21 protein-coding genes, 1 other RNA gene and 2 pseudogenes are annotated in these 23929 nt (G+C 36.4%); 4 read left to right on the forward strand and 20 right to left on the reverse strand.

The features are described from left to right. Positions 1-122 precede the first annotated feature (122 nt). Genes GZH82_RS10790 through GZH82_RS10800 form a run of 3 tightly spaced genes read right to left on the reverse strand, consistent with a single transcriptional unit; the run spans position 123 to position 2474 of the window. Positions 123-668 carry a nitroreductase family protein gene (locus GZH82_RS10790; RefSeq protein WP_162682479.1) on the reverse strand — a complete coding sequence of 182 codons (546 nt, stop codon included), beginning with the start codon at positions 666-668 and terminating at the stop codon, positions 123-125. Positions 669-722: 54 nt separating this feature from the next. Next, entirely contained in the window at positions 723-1448 is a 726-nt protein-coding gene (gene aroD, locus GZH82_RS10795) for a type I 3-dehydroquinate dehydratase (protein WP_162682480.1), read from the reverse strand. Positions 1449-1469: 21 nt separating this feature from the next. After that, complete coding sequence (locus GZH82_RS10800) at positions 1470-2474, reverse strand: D-2-hydroxyacid dehydrogenase (RefSeq protein ID WP_162682481.1); 1005 nt, start codon at positions 2472-2474, stop codon at positions 1470-1472. A gap of 147 nt (positions 2475-2621) precedes the next feature. Between GZH82_RS10800 and GZH82_RS10805 the strand changes: the two genes are divergently transcribed. The 3 genes from GZH82_RS10805 to GZH82_RS10815 all read left to right on the forward strand — a co-directional run bounded on the left by GZH82_RS10805 (position 2622) and on the right by GZH82_RS10815 (position 4342). Next, positions 2622-3041, forward strand: coding sequence for an Ohr family peroxiredoxin (locus tag GZH82_RS10805; RefSeq protein ID WP_162682482.1), 420 nt, complete (start codon positions 2622-2624; stop codon positions 3039-3041). A gap of 430 nt (positions 3042-3471) precedes the next feature. Beyond that, positions 3472-3960, forward strand: a complete 489-nt coding sequence (locus GZH82_RS10810) for a GNAT family N-acetyltransferase (RefSeq protein WP_162682483.1) — start codon at positions 3472-3474, stop codon at positions 3958-3960. Between the two features lie 10 nt (positions 3961-3970). Next, positions 3971-4342 carry a DUF1722 domain-containing protein gene (locus GZH82_RS10815; protein WP_162682484.1) on the forward strand — a complete coding sequence of 124 codons (372 nt, stop codon included), beginning with the start codon at positions 3971-3973 and terminating at the stop codon, positions 4340-4342. A 56-nt stretch (positions 4343-4398) separates the two neighbouring features. Here the strand turns inward: GZH82_RS10815 and GZH82_RS10820 are convergent, their stop codons facing one another. Beyond that, on the reverse strand, positions 4399-5622 hold the full coding sequence (locus GZH82_RS10820) for a serine hydrolase domain-containing protein (RefSeq protein ID WP_162682485.1): 1224 nt from the start codon (positions 5620-5622) through the stop codon (positions 4399-4401). An 825-nt stretch (positions 5623-6447) separates the two neighbouring features. Between GZH82_RS10820 and GZH82_RS10825 the strand changes: the two are divergent. Further along, positions 6448-7223, forward strand: a pseudogene (locus GZH82_RS10825) (DUF1828 domain-containing protein). Positions 7224-7372: 149 nt separating this feature from the next. Here the strand turns inward: GZH82_RS10825 and GZH82_RS10830 are convergent. From GZH82_RS10830 to GZH82_RS10905, 16 genes and pseudogenes are all read right to left on the reverse strand, one after another. Further along, positions 7373-7702, reverse strand: coding sequence for a nuclear transport factor 2 family protein (locus GZH82_RS10830; RefSeq protein ID WP_203232808.1), 330 nt, complete (start codon positions 7700-7702; stop codon positions 7373-7375). Positions 7703-7769: 67 nt separating this feature from the next. Beyond that, positions 7770-8194, reverse strand: a pseudogene (gene fosB / locus GZH82_RS10835) (metallothiol transferase FosB). A 344-nt stretch (positions 8195-8538) separates the two neighbouring features. Further along, entirely contained in the window at positions 8539-9336 is a 798-nt protein-coding gene (locus GZH82_RS10840; RefSeq protein ID WP_162682486.1) for an exotoxin, read from the reverse strand. Positions 9337-9864: 528 nt separating this feature from the next. After that, positions 9865-10224, reverse strand: a transfer-messenger RNA (tmRNA) gene (gene ssrA, locus GZH82_RS10845). A 73-nt stretch (positions 10225-10297) separates the two neighbouring features. Continuing rightward, positions 10298-10762: an SsrA-binding protein SmpB gene (smpB, locus tag GZH82_RS10850; RefSeq protein ID WP_162682487.1), complete on the reverse strand. Its 465-nt coding sequence runs from the start codon at positions 10760-10762 to the stop codon at positions 10298-10300. A 10-nt stretch (positions 10763-10772) separates the two neighbouring features. Next, a complete protein-coding gene (rnr, locus tag GZH82_RS10855; RefSeq protein ID WP_162682488.1) occupies positions 10773-13136 on the reverse strand; it encodes a ribonuclease R in 2364 nt (787 codons plus the stop codon). Between the two features lie 54 nt (positions 13137-13190). Beyond that, positions 13191-13931: an alpha/beta hydrolase gene (locus tag GZH82_RS10860; RefSeq protein ID WP_162682489.1), complete on the reverse strand. Its 741-nt coding sequence runs from the start codon at positions 13929-13931 to the stop codon at positions 13191-13193. A gap of 98 nt (positions 13932-14029) precedes the next feature. Further along, positions 14030-14263 (reverse strand): preprotein translocase subunit SecG, encoded by a 234-nt coding sequence (secG, locus tag GZH82_RS10865; protein ID WP_014614477.1) that lies wholly within the window; start codon positions 14261-14263, stop codon positions 14030-14032. A 68-nt stretch (positions 14264-14331) separates the two neighbouring features. Beyond that, on the reverse strand, positions 14332-14799 hold the full coding sequence (locus GZH82_RS10870; RefSeq protein ID WP_162682490.1) for a hypothetical protein: 468 nt from the start codon (positions 14797-14799) through the stop codon (positions 14332-14334). Between the two features lie 307 nt (positions 14800-15106). After that, positions 15107-16309: an MFS transporter gene (locus GZH82_RS10875; protein ID WP_162682491.1), complete on the reverse strand. Its 1203-nt coding sequence runs from the start codon at positions 16307-16309 to the stop codon at positions 15107-15109. A 227-nt stretch (positions 16310-16536) separates the two neighbouring features. After that, positions 16537-17841, reverse strand: a complete 1305-nt coding sequence (gene eno / locus GZH82_RS10880) for a surface-displayed alpha-enolase (protein ID WP_162682492.1) — start codon at positions 17839-17841, stop codon at positions 16537-16539. Positions 17842-17968: 127 nt separating this feature from the next. Next, positions 17969-19486, reverse strand: coding sequence for a 2,3-bisphosphoglycerate-independent phosphoglycerate mutase (gpmI, locus tag GZH82_RS10885; protein WP_162682493.1), 1518 nt, complete (start codon positions 19484-19486; stop codon positions 17969-17971). A 2-nt stretch (positions 19487-19488) separates the two neighbouring features. Beyond that, positions 19489-20250 carry a triose-phosphate isomerase gene (gene tpiA / locus GZH82_RS10890; RefSeq protein WP_162682494.1) on the reverse strand — a complete coding sequence of 254 codons (762 nt, stop codon included), beginning with the start codon at positions 20248-20250 and terminating at the stop codon, positions 19489-19491. A 44-nt stretch (positions 20251-20294) separates the two neighbouring features. Beyond that, positions 20295-21485, reverse strand: a complete 1191-nt coding sequence (locus GZH82_RS10895) for a phosphoglycerate kinase (RefSeq protein ID WP_162682495.1) — start codon at positions 21483-21485, stop codon at positions 20295-20297. 131 nt (positions 21486-21616) lie between these two features. Continuing rightward, positions 21617-22624, reverse strand: coding sequence for a type I glyceraldehyde-3-phosphate dehydrogenase (gap, locus tag GZH82_RS10900; RefSeq protein ID WP_162682496.1), 1008 nt, complete (start codon positions 22622-22624; stop codon positions 21617-21619). A 62-nt stretch (positions 22625-22686) separates the two neighbouring features. Next, entirely contained in the window at positions 22687-23724 is a 1038-nt protein-coding gene (locus GZH82_RS10905) for a sugar-binding transcriptional regulator (RefSeq protein ID WP_162682497.1), read from the reverse strand. Between the last annotated feature and the right edge of the window lie 205 nt (positions 23725-23929).

Raw genomic sequence — 23929 nt, forward strand, 5'->3', positions numbered from 1 at the left:
TTCATAGGAAGAGGCCAGGAATACTTCATTGTGTCCTAGCCTCTTCCTTTATTTTTTAATATCCAAGTCCTTCACATCGATTGAAGATGCAGCCTCAACAATGTAAAGCGATACAGTCCCTTTTAAAACTCTGTAATCATCGCTTTATTTTTACGCGGTACTTTACGAAAATTGTCTTCTTCTTCTAAATCTGTTAAGTATAAAAATCCGATTAACTTTTCGTCTGGACCCACACCAAACGCCGCACGTACTTTAGGTTTAAAAATATATTCCGGCGTTTTCCAACATGTCCCGATACCTTTTTCATACAGTAATAAGAGCAGGTTTTGCGCAAAAGCACCGACTGCAAGATAGTTTTCATTTTCTTCACGTTGTCTTGCATCACATTTCATCACAATCGCAAGAAAGCTACCTAAGTTCGTTACTGCATCGTAATGACTTTGTTGTTTTTCTTGATCTCTTGGAAAGGCATAACGTGACACTTCACGACTCATTTCGCCAAGCTTATGTTTTGGTACATACACAACACGCCAAGGTTCTCGCATACCATGATTGGGTGCGTCTGCCGCTTCATAGATCGCCTCTTTTAAAGCTGACTCATCTATATGCATATCTCTTTTGAACTTCTTTATACTTCTTCTTGATTTAATCGCTTCTTGAAGTTCCATTACTATCTACCCCTCTATTATTGATAATCATTATCAATTATAAACGACAGTATTTTAACTTTCAAATATACTGTATAGCGGCAATACTTGTGCTAACGTTTGTACATGAAGTTGACCTGGTGCGATACTGTCAGACAATGCACCATAAGACAACGCGCCACCGAACGTGTTTTGTGCCGTTCTAGAAATAAGTCCGAGTTGCCCCATCGAAATCCCAGTCACCCATTGTTGTAATGCTTCATTTGCCTCACTCAATGCTTGTAACAATGTTAATACATCTTGTTGTGTCTTAGGCATCACCGCAATTTTTAAATGGTTGGCACCCAGTTTCGACATATGATAATACGTCTTCTTAAGCACCTCTATCGTAGGTGTCTTTTCAAAATTATGATAAGAAGCAATCGACACTTTCCCTCCTTGATGAATGGCTTCAACCACTTGACCACGGTCATCTTGATTGGGCTCCCATTCAATATCAATGAAATCGATCTTGTCTAATGTGGCTAACTGACGCAATAACTGCAAATACGCATCCGTTGATAATGTGCCCTTGCCTCCTTGTTGAGACGTTCGATACGTCACAAGCAATTCAAATGTAACCGGAAGTGCGACAATTTGTTGAATCATCTCTTTAATGATTGCTATTTCACAATTGGATATCCCGTCGATGCGCAACTCAAGAATATCGAAGTCATTCGCGTAACTTTCGATATGGTGCAATTCTTCAGTCGTCAACGTAGGGTTTAAAGGCATTAAGCTCGCAACAATTTGTGTTTTCAACTCTGTTTCACCTTTTTCTCTTTATGGATTAACAATATTTTCTGCTTGTCGAGTACGAATAAATGATAAAACATCATCTAATGGAATATCGACTAAGTTTTTCACAGCCTCATCAGTATAAAATGCGACATGCGGTGAGAGCAATACTTTTTCATGATTCAATAGTGCCTTTAAAGTCTCATCCTCTAATTCACGGCCACCCCAGTCATGTCTGAAGTAAGCCCCTTCATTTTCATACGTATCAATGGCAACCCCTGCGACATGACCCGCTTCTAAACTGCGGATTAACGCTTTCGTGTCCACTACACTACCACGTGCGGCATTAATGAGTAATAATCCCGGTTTCGCTTGTTTTAAAACCGCTTCATTAATTAAATAATGATTTCCTTTAGAACCAGGAATATGAAGCGTCAATACGTCTACTTGTGAAATAAGTGTTTCGAGACTGTCTACATATGTAACGATATCCTTTAGCGCTTCATCCGGTGCAATATCATAGGCTAAAACTTCTGAACCAAACCCTTTAAATATTTTGGCTGCACGACTTCCAATACGTCCGGTGCCTAACACACCAATTTTTAATGATTCCACCGTACGACCTTGTAGATTTAAATTCCACGTAAAATCATTTTGAGCCATGTTGCGGTCAATTTGTGCCGTATGTCTCACTAACTCTAACGTACGTGTCACAGCGAATTCAGCAATCGATTGTGGCGAATAACTTGGTACATTACTAATTTTAACATTTTCAAGATTTGCCGCCTCTAAATCAAACTGATCGTATCCTGCCGAACGTTGAGCGATATGAAAAATCCCATTTTCTGCAATCTCTTTATAAAATCGACTGTCAAATGGCGTCGTTTGTGAAATGGAAATACCATCTACATCCGCCAATTGTGTTAAATATGACTCATCTAGTTGCGCTTCAATCAATGTCACCTCAACTTCATCTTGATGAGCTGCTTTCCATTGTTCTAACGCTGGTAACTCGTCTTCCCTTACATCAAATACTAAAATTTTTGTCATTGTTCATTCCTCCCACTGCAAATGTCAGTTAATTCTGAATAAAATAACTATATCCTATTCTATTTGTCTTGAAAAGGTGTGATGATTAAAAACTATTTCATCGGGTAAATAATAGCATGAAGTATTACAAACAAGGAGGCATTCATAATGGGTATTATTTATCAAACAACTGCAACAAACACTGGCGGACGTAAAGGTCACGTCCAAACAGATGACAATAAATTAGAATTTAGATTAGCACCACCAGATAACGCAAAAGAGGACGAAACAAATCCTGAGCAATTATTTGCGACTGGTTATGCGTCGTGCTTTAATGGAGCTTTTGATTTAATTTTAAAACGTAATGGTTTCCGTAAAGCTGAACCAGTTGTTGATTTAACAGTGAAATTAATGGACGATCCTAATTCTGAAAGTCCAATGTTAGGTGTAAACATTCAAGCAAGAGTTAAAAATATGTCACAAGAAGATGCAGAGAAATGCTTAGAGGAAGCACATGCATTCTGTCCATATTCAAAAGCAACAAATGGCAATATTGAATTTAATATGAATGTGACAGTTGAAGATTAAATCGTTTTCTTAATATATCAATAAAGGATTGCTAGGTAGAATCTCAATTCCCGAGGCATTGTCGTCTCACAAATCGAGACTCAGCCAGCAATCACCAAGAGCAATGCTACTTTCATAGTGGGATTGCTCTTTTCATTACGATAAATGGTGCATCAAGTCATTCACATACGTCATTGTTGTTGATGTTATATCGAATTCTATTTACTCATTTATGTCATATTTTTAACTTGCCCTGCTTATTAACACTATTTTTAAACACGACACGATATGGATATAGATTTAAAGCTATATTTTAATAATGATAAACGGCATTCTTTTTATAAATGTATTTTTTAAATTCAGAAGATTCTTAAATAACGTTGAATTTACAATTTTATTTGTTTATGATTAATAGTGAGATATCGGATTGAAGTAAACTGGAGGTGGCACAATGATAAAAATATTGACACGCAACGATTTGAGTCAATTTAAGCAACTCATCAACGACGTGCAACTCATCGAAACAAATCCCAATCATTATGAAATTGAACTGACACTTGAAGACATCGATGCTTTATTTCACCCGGATAATCAAGCACGCGCAGTTCTACTAGGTGCATTTGATGGTAACACATTAGTAGGTTTCATTCAGCTCAACTACAATTTACAGCTTACGAAACGCCATAAAGCAGTGATTGAGCATTTATATGTTGTACCTCAATATCGAAATGAAGGGATTGCCCAACAATTATTAGAAGTCCTCATTCCCCACGCCAAAGAGAATGGCATTGAAAACATCTTCATCTCTGTAGCATCGAACAACATTGCCGCAAAAATTTTTTATGATAACTTTGGATTCGAATTTCTAGCTTTAGAAGAAAATGCACGTAAGATTAATGGTCATTACATCGAGGATCATTGGCTCATATATAATACATAAGAGGTGCAAAATGAAAGAAACGACGAGAATTCATCATATTTGGCGTTATCAAAAATATAACGTGATGATGCGCAACTATAAAGACTATCAAACGATTCAAACATTGATTAAACAAGGTACCTCTTTTAAAACGATTGAAGTAACTATTCAAGAAATTTTAACAAACCCTATTGAACATTCCGCATTTATGAATACATTTCAACATTTGTGGGGCTATTTCAAAAAAATCGCTACACCATCAGAAAAAGAAAGGTATATCACTTTACTCAAGCAACTTGACATGCAAGCAGCGACATATGACACGTGTATCCAATTTATCCAGCACCTTACCCTGAAATATGAACAACCTTATTTGCTTCAAAGTGCTATCATGAAAATATAATAAGAAACGCAACGAACCTTATATAATGAGATTCATTGCGTTTTTATTGAGTTGATTTATGGCGATTTCGGTACTGGCACTGTGACACCAGGCTGATTGATAATCGCCCCTTGATTTAAAATATTAAAATAAATATGTTTGATACATTCTTCATTGTTGTTCGGTTTTGGTTGTTCGTTATTCGTCGCTAACACAATAATGTACTTATCATTAAAGTAGGTCGTAAAAATTTGACCAAAGAAAATACCATTAATGCGATTAAAATTATTGTATACATAAAATCCATAACGATATTTTTCGGGGTAACGTTGCGTCAACAATTCATGTAAATATGGGAAAGTGACTTTTTCAGGCAGTACGCGATTCGTTTGTAACTTTCTGACTAAAACGCCCATATCATGCGCTGACATATATAAATTTCCTGCACCATAATATTGATCTAAATAGTGAGGCTTTTGGTAAACTAAACTTTGTGTCTTTTTGTCGAATCGATAACCTTTTGCCATATCCGCTTCATAACGTGGATCATTAAAGAAAGCAGAGTGCATCAGTTTAAAAGGATTCCCAATATAACGATAATAATTTTGAACATAGGATTGCCCTGTTACATTTTCGATGACCTTCGCAAGCACCAGATAATTGGCATCATTGTATAAATGCTTATGATAAAAATTAGAGTCAATGCCTCGCGCTTCAATGGCTTTAATTGCACCATCTAAATCAGAAATATCATCTGAACCTTGGTATTTGTACAAACCACTTTGATGTCGCAATAAATCTTGAATCGTAATATCTTGCGGTAATTGAAAATCAGGGATGTACTTAGTTACAGAATCTTCAACATGGATTTTATTTTCAATTTCCAACTTTTTAACAATCATTCCCGTTAAAAACTTTTGGGCAGATCCAATCAAATAAATCGTATTCGGACTATTTCTCTTTTGGCTTTCAAAATCTTGATAGCCGTATCCCTTATCCATTTTTAACTTGCCATCTTCAAACACGGCTATCGTTCCGTTGAATTGTACACTTTGTAAATATTGATCAATCGTTTTGTATACAGGATTTTGTTGATCAGCGACCGTCTTAAGGGGTTGAATTTCCTCTGTTTTCTCAGGCGTATGTTGCTTTTGATGTTGCGCCCTATCCTCTAACGTGAATTGGTCCTCTTCATTCAAAAGTTTAAACTGATGATATAAATAAAAACCACTTGCGAATATGACAATAATAGTGACACTTATGATGAAATAAGTGAGTCGAGATATTTTTCTTTTGTTCACATTTGTTCTACTCCTCTATCATTCTCCACCTTTCCCTATTCATTAACTGAAGCGTTAATCACTAAAGGTATCATCAAATTAGGAGAATTGAAGTGTTGATGTAATACTTCGCTGTTTAATGATATGTCCCTATATTGACACATTTGAGCAATTGTATTGTATAGAGTGTACCATGAAATATATCTATTTTAAAAATGATTATATATTTTTATCGTACAACGCTATTGTGAAATCATAAACTTGTGATGACTTTACATAAACCCTACATCTTTCAAGCAATAGATGTCGTTATTTAGGTCATAATACGCCTTTAATTTTGAGTGACTTAAATCATTTCAAGCGCACTTCAATCCCTCATATTGTGACTTGCAAATATAAGAAGCGCAATATATTATTGTTGTAAATATTCCAGTCGCCTTAAGCCCCCATTCAATCAACCTACATTTATCTCAAGCCTTTTATTGACTACATTTTAAACTCATTTTTCCAAATCATACGACAAGTTGCAGCTACTATTTTTCAAGCCAATACGCCCCGCATAAGCAAATCACAACGAAACATTAATAAAGGAGAATGACTATGGAAAAAGAAATATACGAACAATTAATGCGTAATATAAAGGTCTTCAAAAAAATATTATAAACTTACTCAGTGTTGGAGAGCAAATTCAGCACCATTTGATTCATATACACGAAATACAAAATATTGAACTGATGAACGAGATGATAGATGCTCTAGATTTTTTTATGGATTATACTAAAAGAAAAAATGACAATATCATCATCAAGCCAAAATCACTTTAAAGCAGAAAGGAGTGAATTATATATGGAAATGATTGAACAAAAAATGAATGAATATTTTAAATGGTTGAAACAAAATTACAAATACAAAGAATTAGAAGATTCAACAGAAATATCGACACCGTTTATCAACCATTTAAATGATTATATTAGAATATATCTTGAGGTATTGCCTAATAACGACATTCGATTATCTGACGACAGTTTAACGATGAATGAAATCGAGCTCGCAGGCATTGATGTACATACAAAAGCCAGAAGTAGACTCATCCCAAATGTGTTAAACCAATTTAACCTCGTTTTAGTTGGAGAAGAAATTGTCGCTCTTGTCAAAAATGATAGTTTCGCTCAATCAAAACACAACTTGATACAAGGGATTATAATAATATGTGATTTAACATTCACGACAAAGTCAAATGTGTCGCGTCTCTTTTATGAAGAGGTATTTGATTTTTTATACAGCGAAGAGATTCTAGGTTCAGCAAAAGTTTCAGTTTCAGGAGAATCAGGAATCAAATATTTCGTTGATTTCATTTTGCCAGGAACAAAATCTCAGCCTGAAAAACTAATTAATTTTGCGAATCGTCTCGATTTCAATAAAGTTACGAATGATGCATTCATGTTTAGAGATGTTAAACATCATAGACTTCATAGAAACGGACTAACCCTCAAATGTTCATCGTCGCAAATGACGTTGAGTATCCAATTCCAGCTAAAGCTCGCCAAACAGCAGAACATGAACATCTCTCAATATTAAACTGGTCAGATAAAGATAGGATAAAAGCCATTTTGACACAGTAAGGCTATTTCATAGTTGTCTACATATTAAAAAAACAACTTAAACCAGCAAATTCAAAGTTGAAATAAGTCCAATTCAATACTATATTTTCAGCTAAAAATAAATAAAAGCGCATCTAACTTTTCTCAAAGTCTTAGCTGCTTTTTCCATGTTAAGAAGGCGCTCGTTTCTCTGTTCCTTGATGAAACAATAACTTCCAATCACCTTCATAAATTTTCCATATTGATGCTCTATTTGTCTTAATGTGCTGCGTTTGATCTACTAAAGTATATGTACATAATCTACAATCTTCTGCTAAATGATAAACTAGAAAATCACTTATTTCATATTCAGCCACATGTAATTCAATACCTTCAAAATCGTTCTTATCATACACTTTTCCCGACATGTCAAACTCTTTAAAATCTGGATGTAAAACCTCAAAAAAACGTCCACTTTCCCGATTTTCACTTTTCAAATGTTTCCATTCGTATTCAATCATTCAATGCCTCCTTCAAATAATTGCGTATTAACAGTACCTTCACTTCCTTATTAAATGTGATTCGTAGTTAATGCTTAAAAAATTTCATATGTTGCTTTTCTTGTTGATAATAATCTAAACGCTCTTGTAAAGTACCGGTATGTAGTTCTATTTTATGACCGTCAGGATCTGTAAAATAAATCGATTGCTTGTCTTTAATATTTCTTTCTCTACCCTTTAGTATATTCACTTGATTATTCTTTAGCCAGTAGTACCAACTGTCAAAGTCACTTTCACTTATCGAAAAAGCAATATGTGTGTACGATGATTGACTTATCTCTTTTCTAGGTATATTCTTTTCCTCATTTAGCGCTAACCAAACACCTGCTAGGTAAAATAGGCTGTGTGCTCCCCTTCAACTAATAATGGCGCTTTTAAGATATCTTTATAGAACTTAATAGAATTTCTTAAATCCGAAACAGAATATGTGATATGATTGATAGCATTAATCATGAAATGCGCCTTTCATACTTATCGATTTCATTTATTTCAACGATATTTTACACTATATTTTGCTCAAACAAAATAATAGTTATAAATTCCACTATTTAATGAGTATGATTTTTTAGTATGTACTTCTAAAAATATGAGATAAAGTGGATTTCGATATGATTCCTAAAGAAAACATTATAGTCTTGGCAAATATAGACCTTGAAAAAGACGCTGAACATAAACTAACAATTTAATAAAAAAATTCCTCTCGTCATTAAAAAAACAAGTCCTTCTCCATTCCTTGTTCAATCAAAAAGCAAGCACCGAAATGCCTGCTTTCAAAACTCAACCATCAACAATGGCCTTTATTTCTTTGTTAAATGAACTTCAATTTTTACACTTTTAGAGTCAACAGTCTTATTATCAGCATATATCATTAAATACTTAGATTGATCAAAAGAATTGCCAGGTGGGGGCATCATATCATACCAAAAGGAATCGCCGTTATATTCAATAAACTTGATATACCCTGTTTCGTATGGTGAACTTCGATCGTCATATAATTTTAATTTCTTAACCAAAAAATTTCTAGCTTTCACATCAAGTTCTTGCGCCGTTACAAGTTTCTTGTCGGTTTGTATGTCAAAAGATAAAGTATGCCGATTGTCTTCATAAACTTGTATCACAACCGATTGTGATTCATTATTATCAAAATGATTGCCTTTATAGTCAGTCAAACCTCCATACATACAAGTTTTGTTCTTAGTTTCATTATTATCTTTTTCTTGTGCAGAGTAATAACATCTCGCATAATAATTTGTGCCAAAAATATCTACATGTTGATTTCTATATTTTCCAGCTAACTCTTTACTCAAGAATTCGGTCTTAACTAGTTGATTACTTTGCGACTTAGGATTTTTTATATTGAAGATTAAATCATGTGCTAAAAAACTATCGATAGATTTAACATTTTGGTCTGATATAAAATCATCTTCATACAAATATCTCATGTTCCCCATTACTCCTGCAAATTCGCTTGATTTGTGCAATTGATCTGGTGTGGGGTCTGGTGAACGCTCTGCTAAAGCAACAGACCCACTTGCCATCATGAGTATGAATGTAACGCTACAAAATATACTTATAACAAATCGTTTCTTGTTCATAGTGTTCTCCCCTATTCTACATTCTCAAGTATACCTATACAACTTATAATAATTTAAATATATAAAAATATCAACTTGTTAAAAACAAAAATTAATAACAATACGAAAACCTTTACCCAGTCATCCTCTATTTCATCATGCTTCCCTCGATTTTTGGGATGAACATTCATTTTATAACATTGGTCATTTTCATAAAATGATAGCTTTCACAACAAATTACCACTTTCTTTCCACACAAAAAAGCAAGGTCGATGTGTTAGCGTCATACACTCTTGACACTTTATCGACACTTGCTTTTCAAAAACCCTGTTATTACAAGGTGCTAGCTTTATATGTAGTGATTGAAGAAGAGCCAAAGTAAGCACAATCATGAAAAATTATTGATGGTCAGTTTCTTTGGTCAACGTATATATTTTGACCATTAAATCACCAAAATATCAAAAATAATGAAAAACACCTTACAAACGTTAATACATCAATGTTTGTAAGGTGTTTTTAAAATCTAAATATTAGCAATCACTTTATATGTAGTGGAGACGGCGGGATTTGAACCCGCGTCCAGAGGTCCTGATACAAATGTTTCTACGTGTGTAGTCTATCGTTCAATTTCACATCACGCAAGGCGATAGACAGCCAACATGATGCTAGTTTGATTCATCTCTTCTCGCCAGACTTCAAACGGCAGTGACGAGCGTATCCTACTCAAGTTGAATCACGTTAACAGCACATAGGCGATGCTGTTAGGTGATGCAGAGTGCGCTTAGGCAGCTGCTGCGAAGTTATTGTTAGTTTTGCCAGTTATTATAAACTGATGTGTTGGTAACGAAGACAACCCTCCGACACGCTTCATGAGCTCGGGGGACCCCTGTCGAATCCATAAACGTCCCCATAGTATTCAATGTGCTTCCGTTATATGAAAGCACATTATATCATATCAAAAATTGACATACTTCGCAAATTCTTAATATTTTTGTTTCATCGCACGGTCCATATCACGTTGAACCGCTTTTTCTTTTAATGATTGACGCTTATCATATTTTTTCTTACCACGTGCAACACCTAATAATACTTTGCAATTTCCATGTTTTAGATAGAGTTTGAGCGGAATGATTGAATAACCAATCTCACGTGTACGCTCGCCTAACTTCAAAATCTCACGTTTGTGTAGTAACAGTTTACGTACACGTAGCGGATCATGATTAAATCGGTTGCCCTCTTCATAAGGCGCAATATGCATATTATGCAAGAAGATTTCGCCATGTTTCACTTGTGCATAACTATCTTTTAAATTGGCACTCCCACGACGAATCGATTTAATTTCAGTCCCTTGTAACGCAATGCCCGCTTCAATCGTGTCCTCGATGTTATAGTCATGGCGCGCTTTACGATTTTCTGCTAATGTGCCTTTTCCTGATTTTTTTGGCATTGGTTTCACCTCAAATTATTTTTTTCTTTTTACGTGCCTTTTTCTTCACTTTTTTACCTTTATAAAACGGCTTATGTTGTGTATTACCTGATTTTTCACGTTGTCTGGCATTCTTACCTTTACGTGATTTACGCTTTTTCTTTTTATCATTTTTCTCAAATTGATTGCCTTTTGTCTTCGCTTGAATTGTTTTACCGCGTGGCTCTCTTTCACGTTTCGAGCCCACATCAATCGGCATCCCTACAATTTGGAAATCGATTTGACGTTCATCCACATCGACGTGAATGACTTTAACTTTCACGACATCACCAATGCGGTAAACTTTTGCTTTTCGTTCACCAATCAATGCCATTTGACGCTCATCAAAATGGTAATAGTCATCAGACATATTTTGCATGTTGACCATACCTTCAATCGTGTTTGGCAATTCTACAAACATACCAAAATTCGCGACAGAACTAATGACACCTTCAAATTCATCGCCAATATGTTGAATCATGAACTCTGCTTTTTTCAGTTCATCTGTATCACGTTCTGCATCAATGGCACGACGTTCACGATTTGATGTATGCTCAGCAATTTGTGGCAGCTTGTCTTCCCATTCATGCATTGCACGGCCATCCATTGACTTTTCGATCAAATATTTACGCACTAAACGATGAACAATCAAGTCTGGATAACGACGAATTGGTGACGTAAAATGCGTATAATAATCTGCTGCTAAGCCGAAATGTCCTAAGTTATCGGCATCATAACGTGCTTGTTGCATTGAACGTAACATCATCGTTGAAATGACCATGTCTTCCGGGCGTCCAGCAATTTCTTCATTAATGTTTTGAAGTGTGCTCGGATGAATATCTTCGCCTGTTCCTTTCACCATAATGCCAAAGTTCGTAATAAAATCAAAGAACTGACGGAGACGTTCTGACTTCGGCTGTTCGTGAATGCGGTAAATGAATGGCACTTCCATTTTATTGAAATGCTCTGCCACTGTTTCGTTCGCAATCAACATAAATGATTCGATTAAACGTTCACCTTCACCACGTTCACGCGTGACGACTTCTTTCGGAATACCTTCCTCATTCACGATGACTTTCGCTTCTTTAATATCAAAGTCGATCTCGCCACGCTTTTTACGCATAGCAATCAATTGTTGCGATAACGTTTGGGCTAAATCTAACATCGGCACGATTTCTGGATATTGTGCTCTTGTCGCTGCATCTTTGTCTGTCATGATCCGATTCACAGCGTCATAAGTCATACGTGCATTAGAATGAATCACACTTTCAAAAATCTCGTGTTTGACCACTTGGCCTTGTGCATCAATTTCCATTCGACAACTCATCGCTAAACGGTCCACCTCAGGATTTAACGAACAAATACCGTTACTCAATCGGTGTGGAATCATCGGAATCACACGATCGACTAAATAGACACTTGTTGCGCGGTCATACGCTTCACGGTCTAACGCCGAACCTTCTGTGACATAATAGCTCACGTCCGCAATGCTGACCGTCAATTCCGTGTTGCCATTGCCTAGCTTTTTCACAGCAATGGCATCATCTAAGTCTTTCGCATCTGCGCCATCGATCGTTATCGTCAGTTCATCTCTTAAGTCACGACGCCCTTTAAGTTCATCTGGTTGAATCGTTTCAGGTACATCTTCTGCTTCTTTCAATACATCATCAGGAAACTCAATTTCTATGCCATGTTGGTAAATGATCGATAAAATATCAACACCAGGATCATTTTTATGGCCTAAAATCGCTGAAATTTGACCCTCTGGACTGTTCGTACCATCAGAGTATTGCGTGATCTGCACTAACACTTTATGACCTTCTACCGCACCGAGTTCTTGACCTTTTGGCACGAAGATATCTTGCATAATACGTTTATCATCAGGCACAACGAAACCGAAGTGACGCGCTTCAGAAAATGTACCGACAACTTGTTTAATTGAGTGGGATTCGATTGCCTTCACTTCACCTTCGAACTTGCCTTTACGGAAATCACCACGCGACTTCTTCACTTCTACTAATACGACGTCGCCATCCATCGCACGGTTGATTTTTGTCGGTGGAATAAAGATGTCTTCCATTTCGTTGTCATCCGGACGTAAAAAGGCAAACCCCTTTTTATTTTGGCTTAACGTCCCTCTCACTAAACCTGAATTTGTCTTCTGTTGTTGTTTTTGATAACGGTCTTGTTTCGTACGCGTCACCATTCCTGTTTGTTCTAACTCTACCAAAATCTTAATAAGGGCACGAAATGAATCCGCACTACTTAGTCCTAATGCATCTTGGAAGTCAGATACAGACATGGGTTCATAGTCTGCACTTTTGATAATTGCTATAATCTCTTCTTTTAAATTCATTTTGCTCCTCCTTTCTTTTTATAAAATAGTTAAAATATATATGTTATCGCCTCTTTATTCAGACCAATCTAACGACTCTAAAAATTGATAAACATCTTCAAATACTGCTTCTTTTTCTTTATCAATAGTGATGACGTGACCTGATTCTTTGTACCAAGAAATTCGTTTTTCGTCCGACATCACTTCATCATAAATGACGTTGGCAGAATCTGGGTTAATCATCTCATCTTGTTCGGCTTGTATCACTAAAATAGGATCAATCACTTCATCCACACTGTCACGCACTTCTTGAATCGTCCCTTGTAACTCTCTCAATGTGTCAGTCGGATGAAACGCTGCCATTTCGCGCTCAATCGTCTCGTCATCTTTACCTTCATATTTTTTAAATTGGCGGGCATAGTCTAACACACCTTCATACATTGTCCCTTCAGTTTTAATGTACATCGGTGAGCACATCGTTACAATACCCTTTACAGTGCGATTTAAGCTTAGTTTTAATGCAAAAACGCCACCTAATGATAAACCAGCGACGGCGATTTCGTCATAACCTTGTTCCACTAAAAATTCATAACCATCGAGCACATCTTTATACCAAACGTGGGGACTCGATTGTAAAATTTCTTCAGGTGGTGCCGCATGCCCTTCATAATGAGGCGCATAAGACGTGTACCCTTTTTTCTGTAAAAAGCGCCCTAATTGTCTGACATCTGAACTGTTGCCAGTAAAACCGTGTAATAATAACACTGCACGTTTCCCTTCCTCAAAAAAGAAAGGTTTCGGTAATTGAATCTTCATCGGTAAACTCTCGTCCTTTCAATAACTCATACACTCTATTTTATCGGTTTGACACGGTGTACACAAACAAAAAAGTCCGACTTTTCAACGGCCGGACTCTACATATTGAAGTAACTGATACCTAACATTAATACAAAGAAAATAATCGAAAGTACAATTGTCAATCTATGCAAAAATAAATCTACACCACGTTGTTTTTGTTTACCAAATAATTGTTCAGCACCACCACTAATGGCACCTGATAAGCCATTGCTTTTACCTTCTTGTAATAAAACAACAGTGATGAGCGCGATACAGTCAATAATGAGTAATACTACGAAAAAACTATGCATCAGACTGTCCTCCATTCATCATATACGAAAGCTATTTTATCATATATTTAAACGATTCACAACAAGCTTTATCGATTAAACGTGGACTTGCGCTTGACACTTACCTTAACCATCATCACTGCAAGTACAAGTGATCCAATCATCACTACCGCATATGGGATTAAACCGAAGAAACCTTTCACATGAAAAATCGCTGTGTAAAGTATCGGTGGATTCAGTAACGCGTTGAAAATTTGCGAAACGAAGACCGCTAACATAAACCACCATAAATAAGGATGTTGATTTTTTAATGCGACCACGCCAGCTGCATTCGCGAGTATGTAAAGAATACCGATGTAACGCAGACTGTTGTTAATCGCATTAATACTATTTTCAGTCGCTTTATTACCCGAATGTTCAAGCATATACGTCACGACTTGACCATCCACGATCACGACTTGATGGATCACTAAACAAACAGCGAATAAAAACGACAGATAAGCCAGTAACTTTCCTGTATGTTGGGCACGTAACTCCGTGTCTTGTAATTGTGGCATTTCTTTGCTCCTTCTATATCATATAAGCCTATTATAACAGTTTGAAACAATGAAAGAAAACCTATGTTGAATACACTTGTTTCAATGTAATAAACGAATTAGCGACAAAACCAGTGCTTATTCGGCATGCGCCACAAAACCACGCTTAAAAGTGATAATAAATATCCAGAGTAATGCGATTCAGTCTATCATTGAAAATATCGCACTGATACTCTCTAATTGCATAATGCTCATGACTATTGAAATCAGAACTAATAATGTCAAAACATATTTTATGACATTGTAAAACAAAGAAAATACAGCTGATTTAGATTGATTGTTTAATATTTACGTTAAAACTTCTCATAATCACCGAAAAAGCAACAACGATGATGAGTATTGCTGATGAAGTAAGAATGCTATACCTTACACCTATCATATTCACTATTAATCCAGATAATGCTAAACCTATAGGGTAACCAGCTGTACTGAACGAATAGTACAAAGAAAATATCCTCCCTTGATTTTGCTCAGGTATATTTTCTTGAATATAAGTCTTGGAAAATATCATTGCTGGAACGGAAATAATGCCAAATAATAATGCTAACAAAAGAAAGAAAAGTACATTATGGGATACACCTATAATAAAAAATACGACTCCATGGGCGATAATGGAAAAATCTATAAATTTCCGACTACTTTTAACTTTCAATTTAGAAACGAGTATACTCCCTATCACTATACCTAAAGATAAAAGAGATGAAAATAAGGAAAATATGATTGGATTATCACTTATTTCGTTCTTAATCAATATAGGTATTACAACAGGATATACACCCCATATCAATAAATTCCAAAATGAGTTATTGATTAACAATGATAAAACATGACTCCCTTTAAAAATGTTTTTCAAGCTGTAATGGTTTGAAACATCTTTTTCTTTTATGTCTCTAGATTTTTCAATATCCAACTTATTGATGAGTTTTAAAAATAGCAATAGAGAAATTAAAAATGTCATTGCATTAATAATAAATCCGATACTATTGTAATGAAAACTCAAAAAAACGCCGGAAATCATTGGCCCTAAAATAAGCGCGATGTCAAATTGAATATAAAGTATGCTATTAGCTGATATTAACTCATTTTTCTTAACGACTTTAGGTAATAAAATATTAGATAATATATCATTAGCTGATGAAAATGCGCCGGAAACACATAATAAAAAGAATACCGTATATATATTGCCATAATATAATGATATCGGTATGATAAAAAACACAATTGCTCTTGATAAAAAGGACACATAGGTTATTAACTTGATATTTTTATCAATCATATACCCAATTAATGGAGCCAATATAATTGAAGGTATCTCTAAACAAAGTAACGCTATAGCAATATATACAGGTTGATTTGTCATAGCATATATGAGCCAAACTAAAAACAGATTAGCCATAGCATCTCCTAAGTTTGAAATAAAACTTCCGCTAAATAAGCTCAAGAAATCCCTTTGTTTTAACATTGAAATCATAATACTAACCTCACAAGTACTCTACATTTAATTTATATTCTGTTTTAACAGTTACTACTCGATATAATAGACCTCTTATTTTATATTTGATCATAGGTTTTGTTGCTATATATAATTCTGAAGCCTCTATTTTAATTATATACTGTAAATTCAGAAAATTAAATATTAAACAATTAAAAAAGAGGTTAGAACGTGATGTCCTAACCTCTCTTACTTGTGTTATCTAATTATTTGCTTAAGTTGTAGAATGATTGTAAACCTTCATATTTAGCTGTTTCGTAAAGGTCATCTTCAATACGTAACAATTGGTTGTATTTCGCAATACGGTCTGTACGTGATAATGAACCTGTTTTGATTTGTCCAGCATTTGTTGCAACAGCGATGTCAGCAATTGTTGTATCTTCTGTTTCACCTGAACGGTGTGATACAACTGCAGTGTAACCTGCTTTTTGTGCCATTTCGATTGCTTCAAATGTTTCAGTTAAAGTACCGATTTGGTTGACTTTGATTAAGATTGAGTTACCGATACCTTGCTCGATACCTTTAGATAAGATTTCAGTGTTTGTTACGAATAAGTCGTCACCTACTAATTGAACACGGTCACCGATACGTTCAGTTAATAACTTCCAACCTTCCCAGTCGTTTTCGTCCATACCATCTTCAATAGTAATGATTGGGTATTTGTTAACAAGTTGTTCTAAGTAGTCTACTTGTTCTTCAGCAGTCAGTTTCGCTGCATTTTCACCTTCAAATTTAGTGTAGTCATATATACCGTTTTCATAAAACTCAGATGATGCACAGTCAAAACCTAAGAATACGTCTTTACCTGGCTCTAAACCAGCTGCTTTGATTGCTTCAAGAATTGTTTCTACGCCATCTTCAGTCCCTTCGAATTTAGGCGCGAATCCACCTTCATCACCTACTGCAGTCACTAAACCGCGTTTTTTCAAGATTTTAGCTAATGCGTGGAATACTTCAGCGCCCCAACGTAAAGCTTCTTTGAACGACTCAGCACCCACTGGCAAAATCATGAACTCTTGGAATGCGATTGGTGCGTCTGAGTGAGAACCACCGTTAACAATGTTCATCATTGGTGTTGGTAATACTGTTGCATTGAATCCACCTAAATATTTGTATAAAGGTTGACCTAAGAAGTCTGCTGCTGCACGCGCAACTGCAATAGAAACACCTAAAATCGCATTGGCACCTAATTTACCTTTGTTTGCAGTACCATCTAATTGAATCATCATTTTATCGATTGAAACTTGTTCTAATACTGAGAACTCGCCTTCGATTAATTCTGGTGCAATTATTTCGTTTACGTTTTCAACTGCTTTTTCTACACCTTTACCTAAGTAACGATCCGCATCGCCGTCACGTAATTCTACGGCTTCGTGTTCACCAGTTGATGCACCTGATGGCACTAATGCGCGACCGAACGCACCACTTTCTGTTAATACTTCTACCTCAACTGTAGGGTTACCGCGTGAGTCTAATACTTCGCGAGCGTATACATCAGTAATAATTGGCATAATGATAAATCTCCTTTTTCAATCAATTTATAAATATACATTCAATAAAATTTGAACATACTTTATTCCATTTTGTATTTGACTACTTAATGCTATTATAGCGATTCATCTGTGTTTCTCAAATGATTTAATGTTGAATTAATGATTCACCCGTCATATCTTCAGGTTGTTTGATGTTTAATAAATCAAGTAATGTTGGTGCTAAATCACCGAGACGACCCGTTTCACGTAATGTGATGCCTTCTTTTGTTATAATGACAGGCACTGGGTTTGTTGTATGTGTTGTCATCGGTTGATCGTCATCTGTTAATACTTCATCTGAGTTACCATGGTCCGCTGTAATAATGGCTTGACCGTCCATGTCTAAGATTTTATCAACGACGTCACCTAAACATTCATCTACCGCCTCAATCGCTTTGATCGTTGGCTCTAACATCCCACTGTGACCTACCATGTCAGGGTTCGCAAAGTTAAGGATAATCAAGTCTAACTCGCCTTTATCCAACTCTTGAAGTAATGCATCACGCACTTCGTAAGCACTCATTTCAGGTTTTAAGTCATACGTTGCGACTTTAGGTGAATTAATCAAAATACGACGTTCACCTTCGAACTCTTCATTTTGTCCACCATTCATAAAGTAAGTCACGTGTGGATATTTTTCAGTTTCAGCAATACGTAATTGGACTAAACCATTGTCTTGTGCCACTTCACCAATTGTATTTTTCAAGTCTACTTTTTCAAATACAACTGCTGAATCTACTTGATCATTGTATTTTGTAAATGTCGCATAGAATAAATCATTTACGCGCTCAACTTCAAAACCGTCGAATGCTTTGCTTGTGAAGATTTCAGACATTTGGCCTGCGCGGTCTGGTCTGAAGTTGTAGAAAATCACTGCATCGCCATCGTTCACACCATTGTTTTGGTTTTCAACTATAAACGGTTCAACAAATTCGTCAGTCAAATTGTTGTCATAGTTTGTTTGAACACCTTCACGCGCTGATGCGTATGTCACATCACTGAATCCGCGAATCGCATCGTAGGCTTTTTGTTCACGATCCCAACGTTTATCACGGTCCATCGCGTAGTAACGTCCTGATACAGACGCAAATTGGCCCACACCTAATGCTTTAAATTTCTCTTCTGTTTCGTCGATATATTTTAAAGCAGATTTTTGATCAACGTCACGACCATCTAGAAATGCGTGTACATAAACTTTTGTTAAGTTTTTACGTTTCGCTAATTCTAACAACGCGAATAAATGTTTGTAATGACTGTGTACACCACCATCAGAAAGTAAACCAAAGATGTGTAATGCACTATTATTGTTTAATGCATGATCCATTGCTTTGTTTAAGACGTCATTATCGAAAAAGTCGCCATCTTCAATAGACTTATTGATACGTGTTAAGCTTTGGTACACAATACGTCCAGCACCAATGTTCATATGGCCCACTTCTGAATTCCCCATTTGTCCTTCAGGAAGTCCCACATCTAAACCACTTGCTTCAATTTGAGTCGTAGGATACTTCTCATAGTAGCGATCAAAGTTTGGTTTATGCGCTTGTTTTACAGCATTGCCGTGTACTTCTTCTCGATTTGCAAACCCATCAAGAATAATAAGCGCTGTAGGTTTTTTTGCCATAATTATTTTGCACCTTCTAACAATTGAGTATAATCTTCTACTTTAAGTGATGCGCCACCAACTAATGCGCCATCAATATCGGTTTCAGCCATATATTCTTTGATATTGCCTGGTTTTACACTACCACCATATTGAATACGTGTTGCTTGTGCCACTTCATCACTTGTTAATTTCGCGATTTTTTGACGAACAGCTGCACACATTTCGTTCGCATCCTTCGCTGTTGAAGATTTACCTGTACCAATAGCCCAAATGGGTTCGTATGCGATAACAACTTGTTTAATTTGTTCATCTGATAAACCTTTTAACGCTTGTTCTACTTGTACTTCAACGATTTCGTTCGCTTTACCACTTTCACGTTCTTCATCTGATTCACCTACACAGATGATTGGCGTCATGTTGTGGTTAAATACTGCATGGGCTTTTTTATTAATGTCTTCATCTGTTTCGTGGAATAAGTCACGACGTTCAGAGTGACCGATAACAACGTAGCTCACACCTAATGCTTCTAATGCGACTGGAGATGTTTCCCCTGTGAACGCACCACTGTCTTCAAAATAAGTGTTTTGCGCACCGATTTTAAGACCTGGCGCAACATTTTCTTTTGTTAATGAAATAAGTGCATCAAGTTGAATTGTAGGTGCACAAATCACTGCCTCAACTTCATTTGTATCTGGTAATGCTGGTAACGCTTGTACAAAATCTTTCGCTTCTTGTACAGTTTTGTTCATTTTCCAGTTACCTGCGATGATTGGTTTTCTCACTATAAACACTCCCTCTATTGTTCAATCAAATCTCATATCTAGACTTATAGATTTGCAATTGCTTTAATGCCTGGTAATTCTTTACCTTCTAAGTATTCTAATGACGCACCGCCACCTGTAGAAATGTGCGTGAAGTCATCTTCAAAGCCAAGTTGCATTGCCGCTGCTGCAGAATCGCCACCACCGATAATTGTTGTCGCATCTTGCAGTTCAGCAATCGCCTCACAAACACCAATCGTTCCTTGTGCAAAATTACTAAATTCGAACACACCCATTGGTCCATTCCATACCACTGTATGTGCACCTTTTAATTGTTCTCTAAAAAGTGCGACTGTCTCAAGGCCGATATCCATTGCTTCTTGGTCTTCAGGAATGTCGTCAATAGAAACTGTTGTAATTTGTGCATCGTTTGAGAATTCTTTCGCAACTTTCGCATCAACTGGTAATACGATTTGATCACTTGCACGTTCTAATAAATCTTTCGCGAAGTCAATTTTATCCGCTTCAAGTAATGAAAGCCCAATTTCTTTGCCTTGTGCTTTTAAGAATGTGTACGCCATACCGCCACCGATAAGCACTTTGTCAGCGATATTTAATAGGTTTTCGATGACACCGATTTTATCAGAAACTTTCGCACCACCAAGGATGGCAACAACAGGTTTGTTTGGATTTTCAACAACGCCGCCGATAAATTTAATTTCTTTTTCCATTAAAAATCCAGCAACTGTTTCTAAATGTGTTGAAATACCAACGTTTGACGCGTGTTCACGGTGTGCTGTACCGAATGCATCATTAACGAAAATATCGCCAAGTGACGCCCAATAGCGACCTAATTCACTGTCATTTTTAGACTCTTTCTTACCATCAACATCTTCAAAACGTGTGTTTTCAAACATCAACACATCGCCTGCATTTAATGATTGGATAGCAGATTCTAATTTTTCGCCACGTGTTTCAGGAATAAATTGGACATCTTGACCTAATTTCTCTGATAAACGTTTTGCAACAGGTGCCAATGAAAGTTTCTCTTTGTCACTTTCTTCTTTCACTTTACCTAAGTGTGAGAATACTACCACTTTCCCACCTTGCTCAATGATGTACTTTAAAGTTGGCAATGCTTGAACGATACGGTTGTCGTTCGTGATTTCGCCGTCTTTCATAGGAACATTGAAATCCGCACGTACAAGAACAACCTTATCCTTTAATTCAACATTTGTGACATCCTTTTTTGCCATAAAGCATCCTCCTCGTTATCGCTCTCAATTTTAAAATAAGCGGAGAAGCGTTTGTGCTCCCCCGCCTACTATCAGCTACAAAATAGTTAGAAGCACATAATTAAGTACTTACAAACCTATTTTAATCTATATTATTTAGATTGGCTTGCTAAATATTCTAAAGTACGAACTAATTGCGCAGTGTATGACATTTCATTGTCGTACCAAGATGCAACTTTAACTAATTGACGGTCGCCAACAGTCATAACACGTGTTTGAGTTGCGTCGAATAAAGCACCGAATGTCATACCGATAACGTCAGAAGATACGATTTCGTCTTCAATGTAACCGAATGATTCGTTAGTTGCTTCTCTCATCACTTTGTTTACTTCTTCAACTGAAACTTCTTTTTCTAATACAACTGTTAATTCAGTTAATGAACCAGTTGCTACAGGAACACGTTGTGCACCACCGTCTAATTTACCATCGATTTCAGGAATAACTAAACCGATTGCTTTTGCAGCACCAGTTGAGTTAGGGATAATGTTTTCAGCAGCTGCACGCGCGCGTCGTTTGTCACCTTTTCTGTGAGGTGCGTCTAATGTGTTTTGGTCACCAGTGTAAGCGTGAATTGTTGTCATTAAACCTTCAACGATACCAAAGTTGTCTTGTAAAGTTTTTGCAACAGGTGCTAATGAGTTAGTTGTACATGAAGCACCAGAAACAACTGTTTCAGTACCATCTAAAATTTCGTGGTTAACGTTATATACAACTGTTTTAAGGTCACCTTTAGCTGGTGCAGAAATTAATACTTTTTTCGCACCTGCTTCGATGTGTGCTTCAGCTTTTTCTTTTTCAGTGAAGAAACCAGTACATTCTAATACGACGTCGATGTCTAACTCGCCCCATGGTAAGTTTTTAGGTTCTGGTTCAGAGAATGATTTCACTTCTTTACCATTTACACGGAAACCACCGTCAATTACTTCTACTTCTTCAGTAAAACGACCTTGAGTTGAGTCATATTTTAATAAGTGTGCAAGCATATCGTCGTCTGTTAAATCGTTTACTGCTACAACGTCGATATTTTCCACATCTTGAATTCTTCTAAATGCTAAACGACCAATTCTACCAAATCCGTTAATTGCTACTTTTACTGCCATGTTAATGGCCTCCTTTAAATGATATTTAAAAAGTGAATCAATTCAATAATGAAACAATTCACTCACTTTTTATTTTCAACAAACTTTTCCCTTGTGATCACTTTCGCCGCAGCTTCATCTGTAATCAACACCGTATTAGGTGTCGCCATCTTAAGATAAGCTTTAATCGCAAGCCCTTTGGATTCTCCGCCAGCTACAGCAAAAATATGTGTTTTTGATTGCGCTTCTTCAAGTTGAATACCAATCGTTTTAACTCTGTGAATAATTTGGCCTTGTTGATCAAAATAATAACCAAACGCTTCACCCACAGCAAAATGATGTTGAAGTTTTTCTATGACTTCTGGTGGCGATTGTCTTCTCTTCGCCATTTTCAGCGCATCACCAATGCCGTGTATTGTAAATTGTGATTCACGTATTTTATCCAGCGTTTGAATCACTGAAGGTTCTTTCATTAAATTTTGATAGGTCAATTCACTCACTTGTTCAGGCACATATAACGTTGTGTAACTACCACCTGTCCTTTGAGCCATACGAGAACAAATTGTGTTCGCTTGAAAGATGACATTTTGACCGAGACCGCCACGTGCTGGCACAAAGAGTACTTGGAAAGGCAAATGAGACATTGCGTCACTTACCGATGCCATAGTAGAGCCACCTGTTACTGACACAATAGCATGGTCATACAGTTGCTTTTCAAGAAGCTGTCCAGCGATGCGACCTAATTCTACTTTAACGTTTGAATCTTTATCACTATCACCAGGAATCACATGAACTTCATCGAGTTGATATGTCGATTTGATGGATTGTGCGAGGCGATGATAGTCTGTATACTGATCGAAATATTCATTCAGCTGCGAGACAACATCTAAACCTTGAGAAGTCAATGTCATACCTGTCGATTTTACAGATATCAATTCTTGCTGCTTCAATAAATCTGTTTCTGAACGTAATACACGCTCAGTTATGTTGAGCAACTCACTTAAAGTCCGCCGCCCAACCGGTTGATATTTTTGAATCGTTGTTAGAATAGAAAAACGTCGATGCATTTTGTCTATCAAGTCAGGCACAATTTTTTGTTGAACATGAATCATACGTTCCATGATAAAGGCCTCCTTAATAGTGACAAGATGGCCATATTCAAGCCATGCCGTGACATTTTTAGTCCAAAATACAATAAAAACTTATCATGTTTACAAGTTCATCATACTATTTGTGCACAACAAATGCAAGTCAAAAAGCATCCCGATTTTTATAAATGTTGGACAAATAACGACCACCAATGCATAACTTAATGACTGTTGTCAC

The organism is Staphylococcus sp. MI 10-1553, assembly GCF_010365305.1.
In the GTDB taxonomy this organism is placed as follows: domain Bacteria; phylum Bacillota; class Bacilli; order Staphylococcales; family Staphylococcaceae; genus Staphylococcus.